This window comes from Actinoplanes sp. NPDC051633, from assembly GCF_040681735.1.
GTDB lineage: Bacteria > Actinomycetota > Actinomycetes > Mycobacteriales > Micromonosporaceae > Actinoplanes.
This window is the reverse complement of the sequence record NZ_JBFAZH010000381.1, coordinates 1-6,404: the sequence shown is the minus strand read 5'-3', so window position 1 is coordinate 6,404 and position 6,404 is coordinate 1. Positions and strand designations below refer to the sequence as shown.

Genomic DNA, 6,404 nt, shown 5'->3' with positions numbered 1-6,404 from the left:
ACCGGCTACAGCTCGCTCACCTGGCTGCAGTCCGTGCCGGCCGATGTGGTCAAGCTCGACCGCTCGTTCGTCTCCGGCCTGGCCGGCGACGTCCGCAAGTCGTCCATCATCTCGGCCGTGCTCGGCCTGGCCACCTCGCTCAACATGAGCGTCGTCGCCGAGGGCGTCGAGGAGCGCGACGACTGGCAGGCCCTCGCGGCGGCCGGCTGCCCGGCGATCCAGGGCTACCTGATCAGCCCGCCGGTCCCGCCCACGTCCTTCCAGCGCCTGCTCTGGGACTCCCCGGTCCCGGCACAGGAGCTCATCGGGGCTGCCTAGTCCGACCCGCCTAGGGTGGACCGCATGGCGAACCTGGAGACGGCCGACATGATCGCGAAGACCCGGCGGGTGTCCGCCGAGGGCCTGCTGGAGGGCCGCGCGGATCTGTCGCAATATCCCTTTCAGCTGCTCACCATCCAGACCCTGCGCGGCGCGGCAGTGGAGCGGATCGCGTATGTGGCGTCGGCCGCCGAGTTCCTCATGCAGTACGGCTGGGATCTGGTGAACGTCGTCGCCATCGGCAACGTCGACGTCGCCTGCGCCGTGATGCGCCGCCGTCCCCCTACATGATCGCGGAACCCACCCCGGCTCGGGACAGCGGCGCATCGGCGCGGATCGCTAGGATGCTGATCCGCGGGATGATTACGGCCCGCAACCGGGGGGAGGGGTGTGCATGTTCGAGCCGACGCTGGCGTCGCTCGACGAGCTCGGCTCGGACGAGGAGCTGGCTGCGGCCGCGCGCGAGGAGCGCACGGCGTGGCCGGATCCATCGGCCGAGCCGGAGGGCCGCGACGAGACACGGTCGGTGACCGTGCGGCTGTCGCCGGGTGGGCGGGTGACCGACGTGGCGATCAGCCAGTGGTGGCGCGACGAGCTGTCGCCGTCCGCGCTGGGCGACGCGGTGGTCGACGCCTACCGGGGCGCGGTGGCCCAGGCGGTGTCCACGATGGCCGCCCGGTTGCCGCAGGACGCCCCGCTTCCCTCGGTGTCACCGGTCCGCCCGATCGAGCCGGGCCTGGATTACGACGACTGGTTCACCGAGATCCGGCGCAGCGGCGAGCGCGCCCAGGAGAACCTCGAGCGCGTCCACCGGCTGCGCCGCGAGGGAGCACCGTCGAGCGTGGTCAGCGGCCCGGCCGGGATAGTCCGGCTGCACGCCCAGGGCGGCACCGTGACGGCCGCGGAGATCGACGTCCACGCGGCGATGCAGGAGTCGCCGTCCACGGTCGCCGCCGACGCCCTCGCGGCGTTCCAGGCGATCCGTTAGAGCAGGGAGCGGCAACGATGGGTGAGGTCAAGGTCGTCACGGAGGCGCTCCGCAAGGAGGCCGGCAAGTGGACCGGGCTGTCGGACCAGATGGAGACCGTGTCCAAGAACATCCAGAACGAGTGCAACCTCGCGATCACCGCGTTCTGGTGCGGGCAGCCGCTGAGTCTGGCGCTGGAGCCGACCTACCGCGAGTTCTGGGATTTCATGCACCAGCGGTGCTCCGAGGGTTTCATGGAGTTCGACGAGATCAGCGGTGCCCTCAAACGGGCCGCGGACGAGTACGACGGCAGCGACGAGGTCTCTGCCGCGACCCTGAAGAAGATCTACGGCAGCTGAGCGGCACGGGGGGTAACGAGAAGTGGCACCGGAACCGGGGGCGAACCCCGACGCCATGACCAGTGAGTTCGAGGGAGCCGTCCGGCGGATCGGCGAGAGCATCGCCGAGGCCGTCAAGGGCTTCAACGACCTGATCGGCGACATCAAGAAGTGGGCCTGGGCGCTCGGTGCCCCGGTGATGCTGTGGATCAAGAACAAGATGGACGACGTCCGCGAGGGCCTGCAGAAGCTGATCGAGAAGGTTCAGTGGGTGGTCGAGCACGCGGGCGGCGTCCCGTCGCTGATCATCACGTCCTTCAAGTGGCTGAGCATGGTGCAGACGCCGGCCTCGCTGATCGCCGGCCAGATCGGCAACAAGGACCTGATGCTCAGCTACTGGGAGGGTCAGGCGGCGACGGTCTACGGCGAGCGGAGCACCGCCCAGGCGGCCGCGGCCACCGACATGGCCACCAAGGCCGACTTCATCAGCACGTGGCTGTTCACCATCGCCAAGGGCAATGTGGAGTACGCGGTGAAGGCGGCCGAGAACATCTCGATGCTCGCCGGCGAGCTCACCCAGGCGGCGATCGACGCGGGTGGTGTGCTGACCATCCTCGAGGCGGTCAACACGCTGGCCGGTGCGGTCGGCACGCTGGTGGAGAACGCGCTCAACATGCTCTTCAACATCGCCAATCAGGTGGTCGACGCGCTGCAGAAGATGCGTGACGTGAACGCCTCGATGGGCAACAAGGCCGCCATGACGGGGCCGGGAGGCACCTGGCCGCAGGCCGTCAATGTCTAGGCGCTCGCCCCGCTTCGTGCTGATCGGCTCGTGGCTGCTGGTCGGCGTCCACGTGATCGTCTTCAACGTCCTGCAGGCGTGGCCCTACGCGCGGATCGTCTTCCGCGCGAGCGGGGCCGAGGTCAACCGCACGCTGACCCGGTGCCTCGACGATTCGATCTGCGAGCCCGACGCGGTCGCCTTCCTCCACCGGCAGACGACCGCGCTCGACTCGGTCATCGTCGTGGTGCGGAGCACCGTGGTGCTGACCTCGGTCATCGTCGTGACGCTGATGGTGATCGCGACGATCGCGCTGCTGACCGGGCGCACCCGCGGCGCCGGGCGACTGCTCGGCGCCGGGTGGGTGGCCCATGCGGTGGTCTCCGCGGTGCTCCTGCTGGCGTATGTGGGCCTGCTGATCCGCGGTCAGGTCCTTCGCGGCGATGTGCCACCCGAGGGGCGGATCCTCACCTTCGACGTCGCGTTCGACTCACCGCTGACCGACCTGGGCACGCTCTACTACGTGGGCTGGTTCGTCGTGATGAACGCCGCGGTGGTGTACCTGTTCAGGTCGTTGAGCCGCGACCTGCGGGCCGCACCCGCACCCGCGATCTAGGTGTAGCGACCAGGCCGTCACACTTCCTGCCGGGCGCGCGTCAGACAAGTGAACCCCGCTAGTGATGAGGAGACCACCATGCTGGCAGTGACGAAGTACCCGGCCGATTACATCGCCTCCGTGCGCGCCCTGATCGACGAGCGTGTGGCCGGCTTCCGGGAGCTCGGCGACGTGCCGCCGCAGGTCGCGGCGTCGTTCTACGCCGATCTGGCGCTGGTGCTGGAGCTCGCCTTCGTGCACCGGCAGCGCAAGGACGAGGGCAAGGACGGCAACCCGCTCAACGAGCTCCGGCTGCTCGCGGTTTCGCTGCTGACCAACGGCGGCCGCATGGTCGACGGGAAGCCGCTCAAGGTGCGGCCGGAGACCTCGATCCTGGGCCTGGCCGAGGGCGACACCGTGACCTTGACCGAGCGTGATCTGCTGCGCCTGACCGACGGCGTTGTCGCCGCGGTCACCAAGCGTTTCTCTGAGTAACTCTTCACACCTCTGGTCACAGAGCGTCAACGCGGCTAGTGTCGGGCCGTGCACCTCACGGAGATAGCGATGGCTGCGGCGGTAACCGTTAGTGTCGGCGGCCTGTCTTACTTAGCGTTGAACCCGACCGTCCTGACGGAGCGCGCCGAGTCGGTCGCCGACCAGGCCACGTGCCGGACGGTGGACCAGGCCATCGTCGCCTTCACGGCGCTGAACGCCACACCGCCGACCTCGGTGAGCGACCTGCGGCCCTACGTCCGTGGCGACATCTCCGACTACCGCATCGTGAGGGGCGTGGCGGCCGGCCCCGGCTGCCACGCCTGAGCGCTCACCCGCCGGAAACAGGCCGCTAGAGCGACAGCGTCGCCCCGGTCAGGGCCCGCCAGGTCGCCGGGCCGACCACGCCGTCCACCAGCATCGACGGGTCGTCCGCGTGCAGCGCGTGCTGGAAGGACCGGACCGCGCCATCGGTGATCGGCCCGAAGACCCCGTCGATCCGCGGCGCCCGCGCCGGGTCACCGGACAGGTTGCGGAACTGGAACTCCTCCTGCACTGCCCGCACGGCGTCGCCGCGATCCCCACGCCGCCGCACCGGCGCGAGCGCACCCCAGGTCAGCGGCCCGACCACGCCGTCGTCGGTGAGCCCCCGTCTGCGTTGCACGGCTCGCACGGCGGCCTCGGTGTGCGGCCCGAACTCCCCGTCGACCAGCACCTGCTCGCCCTGTTCCCGCAACAGGTATTGCAAGGTCGGGACGGGATGAGCCTTGTCTCCGCGCCGCAGCGCCGCCCAGGGTCGCGCCATGGCGTCATTCTGGCCGCTGATGGACGTGAATGCGAACCCTCAGTCGGCCGGGCGACACCGGCGTGGTTCACACAGCCGCAACACCTACAGGGTCCGGGCGAGGCGGTCGGCGAGGAGCTTCGCGAAGCGGGCCGGATCCTCCAGGTCACCGCCCTCCGCCAGCAGCGCCGTGCCGTAGAGCAGCTCCGCCGTCTCCTTGAGCGCCGGGTCCTCCGCGTTGCCCTCGTGGGCCGTCCGCAGCGCCGAGACGAGCGGGTGCGACGGGTTCACCTCGAGGACCCGCTTGACGTGCGGCACGTCCTGGCCCATCGCCCGGTACATCTTCTCCAGCGTCGGCGTGATGTCGTCGGCGTCGCTCACCAGACACGCCGCCGAGGTGGTCAGCCGGTGCGACAGCCGCACCTCCTTGACCTGCTCCTCCAGCGCGCCCTTGAGGAAGCCGAGCAGCGGGTCGAAGCCCTCCTCCGCGGACTCGTCCTTCTCGGCGGACGTCTTCGGGAGGTCCACCGAGCCGCGGGCGATCGACTGCAGCTTCTTGCCCTCGAAGTCGGGCACCGCCTCGACCCAGATCTCGTCCACCGGATCGGTGAGGATCAGCACCTCGTAGCCCTGTGCCTGGAAGGCCTCCATGTGCGGCGAGTTCTCCACCTGGGTGCGCGACTCGCCGGTCAGGAAGTAGATCTCCTCCTGACCCTCCTTCATCCGGGAGACGTAGTCGGCCAGGGTCGTCGGGTCGCTGGAGTGGGTGGTCGCGAACGACGCGATGTCGAGGATGGGCTTGTGGTTGTCCGGCTCGGCGAGCAGGCCCTCCTTGATCGCCCGGCCGAACTCGCGCCACAGCGTCGCGTACTTCTCCGGCGCCGTACCCATCATGTCCTTGATCGTGGACAGCACCTTTTTGACCAGGCGCCGGCGGATCATCTGGATGTGCCGGTCCTGCTGGAGGATCTCCCGGGAGATGTTCAGCGACAGGTCGGCCGCGTCCACCACGCCCTTGACGAAGCGCAGGAAGTCGGGCATCAGCTCGCGGCTGTCGTCCATGATGAACACGCGCTTGACGTAGAGCTGCAGCCCGCGCCGGCCGTCCCGCTGGAAGAGGTCGTGCGGCGCCCGCGACGGGATGAACAGCAGCGCCTCGTACTCGAACGTGCCCTCCGCCCGCATGCTGATGATCTCCAGCGGGTCGGTCCAGTCGTGGCTGATGTGCCGGTAGAACTCGTGGTACTCCTCGTCCTTGACGTCCGAGCGCGGCCGCGCCCAGAGCGCCTTCTGCGAGTTGATCGCGTCGTCGCCGTCGCCGAAGCGGATCGGGAACGCGATGAAGTCCGAGTACTTCTTGACGATCCCCTTGATCTTCCACTCGTCGGTGTAGTCGAAGAGCTGGTCCTCCTCGTCGGCCGGGCGCAGGTGAACGGTCACCGAGGTGCCGACCGGAGCGTCCGGGGCGTCCTCGATCGTGTACGTGCCCTCGCCGCCGGACTCCCAGCGCGTACCCTCGTCGGTCCCCGCCTTGCGCGTCACCAGCGTGACGTTGTCGGCCACCATGAACGTCGAGTAGAACCCCACGCCGAACCGGCCGATCAGCTCCTTGGCGTCGCCGGACTCCTTGAGCTGCCGCAACATCTCGGCCGTGCCCGACTTGGCGATGGTCCCGATCAGCGCGACCACCTCGTCGCGGGTCATCCCGATGCCGTTGTCGGCGATCGTCAGCGTCCGGGCGTCCTTGTCGGCGACCAGCCGGATGTGCAGGTCGCCGGTGTCCGCCTCGAGCCCGTCGCGCAGCACGGCGAGCCGCAGCTTGTCGAGTGCGTCCGACGCGTTCGAGATGAGCTCGCGCAGGAAGATGTCCTTGTTCGAATAGATCGAGTGGACCATCAACTGCAACAGCTGCCGCGCCTCGGCCTGAAACTCCAACGTTTCCGCGCTCATCGTTCCCGCTTTCCGTAACTGGCTCCCTACCCGCCCGATGTTAAGCGCCCCCTCGGACACACCCACCGACACCCCAGGCAAAACAAGATCAAATGCATGTCGTAGCCGGGTGGGTGGTGCAGACCGCTGCTCCCGCCGAGGGCCGGGCGGCCACATCTGGCCGCTGACGCGTCCAAACC

The 6,404-nt window shown here is 68.8% G+C and carries 10 protein-coding genes; 8 read left to right on the top strand and 2 right to left on the bottom strand.

Going from position 1 to position 6,404, the window contains the following annotated elements:
• From AB0M20_RS21235 to AB0M20_RS21200, 8 genes are all read left to right on the top strand, one after another.
• Positions 1 to 318 (top strand): EAL domain-containing protein (locus AB0M20_RS21235; protein WP_364300594.1); only part of this gene is annotated, 318 nt, incomplete at its 5' end.
• 24 nt (positions 319 to 342) lie between these two features.
• Positions 343 to 609 carry a transcriptional regulator gene (locus tag AB0M20_RS21230; protein WP_364300592.1) on the top strand — a complete coding sequence of 89 codons (267 nt, stop codon included), beginning with the start codon at positions 343 to 345 and terminating at the stop codon, positions 607 to 609.
• Between the two features lie 103 nt (positions 610 to 712).
• Positions 713 to 1,306: a hypothetical protein gene (locus AB0M20_RS21225; protein ID WP_364300589.1), complete on the top strand. Its 594-nt coding sequence runs from the start codon at positions 713 to 715 to the stop codon at positions 1,304 to 1,306.
• Positions 1,307 to 1,323: 17 nt separating this feature from the next.
• Positions 1,324 to 1,644: a type VII secretion target gene (locus AB0M20_RS21220; RefSeq protein ID WP_364300587.1), complete on the top strand. Its 321-nt coding sequence runs from the start codon at positions 1,324 to 1,326 to the stop codon at positions 1,642 to 1,644.
• Positions 1,645 to 1,699: 55 nt separating this feature from the next.
• Positions 1,700 to 2,425 (top strand): hypothetical protein, encoded by a 726-nt coding sequence (locus AB0M20_RS21215; protein WP_364300585.1) that lies wholly within the window; start codon positions 1,700 to 1,702, stop codon positions 2,423 to 2,425.
• A complete protein-coding gene (locus tag AB0M20_RS21210) occupies positions 2,418 to 3,020 on the top strand; it encodes a hypothetical protein (protein ID WP_364300583.1) in 603 nt (200 codons plus the stop codon). The genes AB0M20_RS21215 and AB0M20_RS21210 overlap by 8 nt, the downstream gene beginning before the upstream one ends.
• A 78-nt stretch (positions 3,021 to 3,098) precedes the next feature.
• Positions 3,099 to 3,494 carry a hypothetical protein gene (locus AB0M20_RS21205; protein WP_364300581.1) on the top strand — a complete coding sequence of 132 codons (396 nt, stop codon included), beginning with the start codon at positions 3,099 to 3,101 and terminating at the stop codon, positions 3,492 to 3,494.
• Positions 3,495 to 3,611: 117 nt separating this feature from the next.
• Positions 3,612 to 3,818, top strand: coding sequence for a hypothetical protein (locus AB0M20_RS21200; RefSeq protein WP_364300579.1), 207 nt, complete (start codon positions 3,612 to 3,614; stop codon positions 3,816 to 3,818).
• A 25-nt stretch (positions 3,819 to 3,843) separates the two neighbouring features.
• Here AB0M20_RS21200 and AB0M20_RS21195 read toward each other — a convergent pair whose 3' ends face one another.
• Positions 3,844 to 4,296 (bottom strand): peptidoglycan-binding protein, encoded by a 453-nt coding sequence (locus AB0M20_RS21195; RefSeq protein ID WP_364300577.1) that lies wholly within the window; start codon positions 4,294 to 4,296, stop codon positions 3,844 to 3,846.
• Positions 4,297 to 4,380: 84 nt separating this feature from the next.
• Complete coding sequence (gene htpG / locus AB0M20_RS21190) at positions 4,381 to 6,225, bottom strand: molecular chaperone HtpG (protein ID WP_364300575.1); 1,845 nt, start codon at positions 6,223 to 6,225, stop codon at positions 4,381 to 4,383.
• Positions 6,226 to 6,404: the final 179 nt, after the last annotated feature.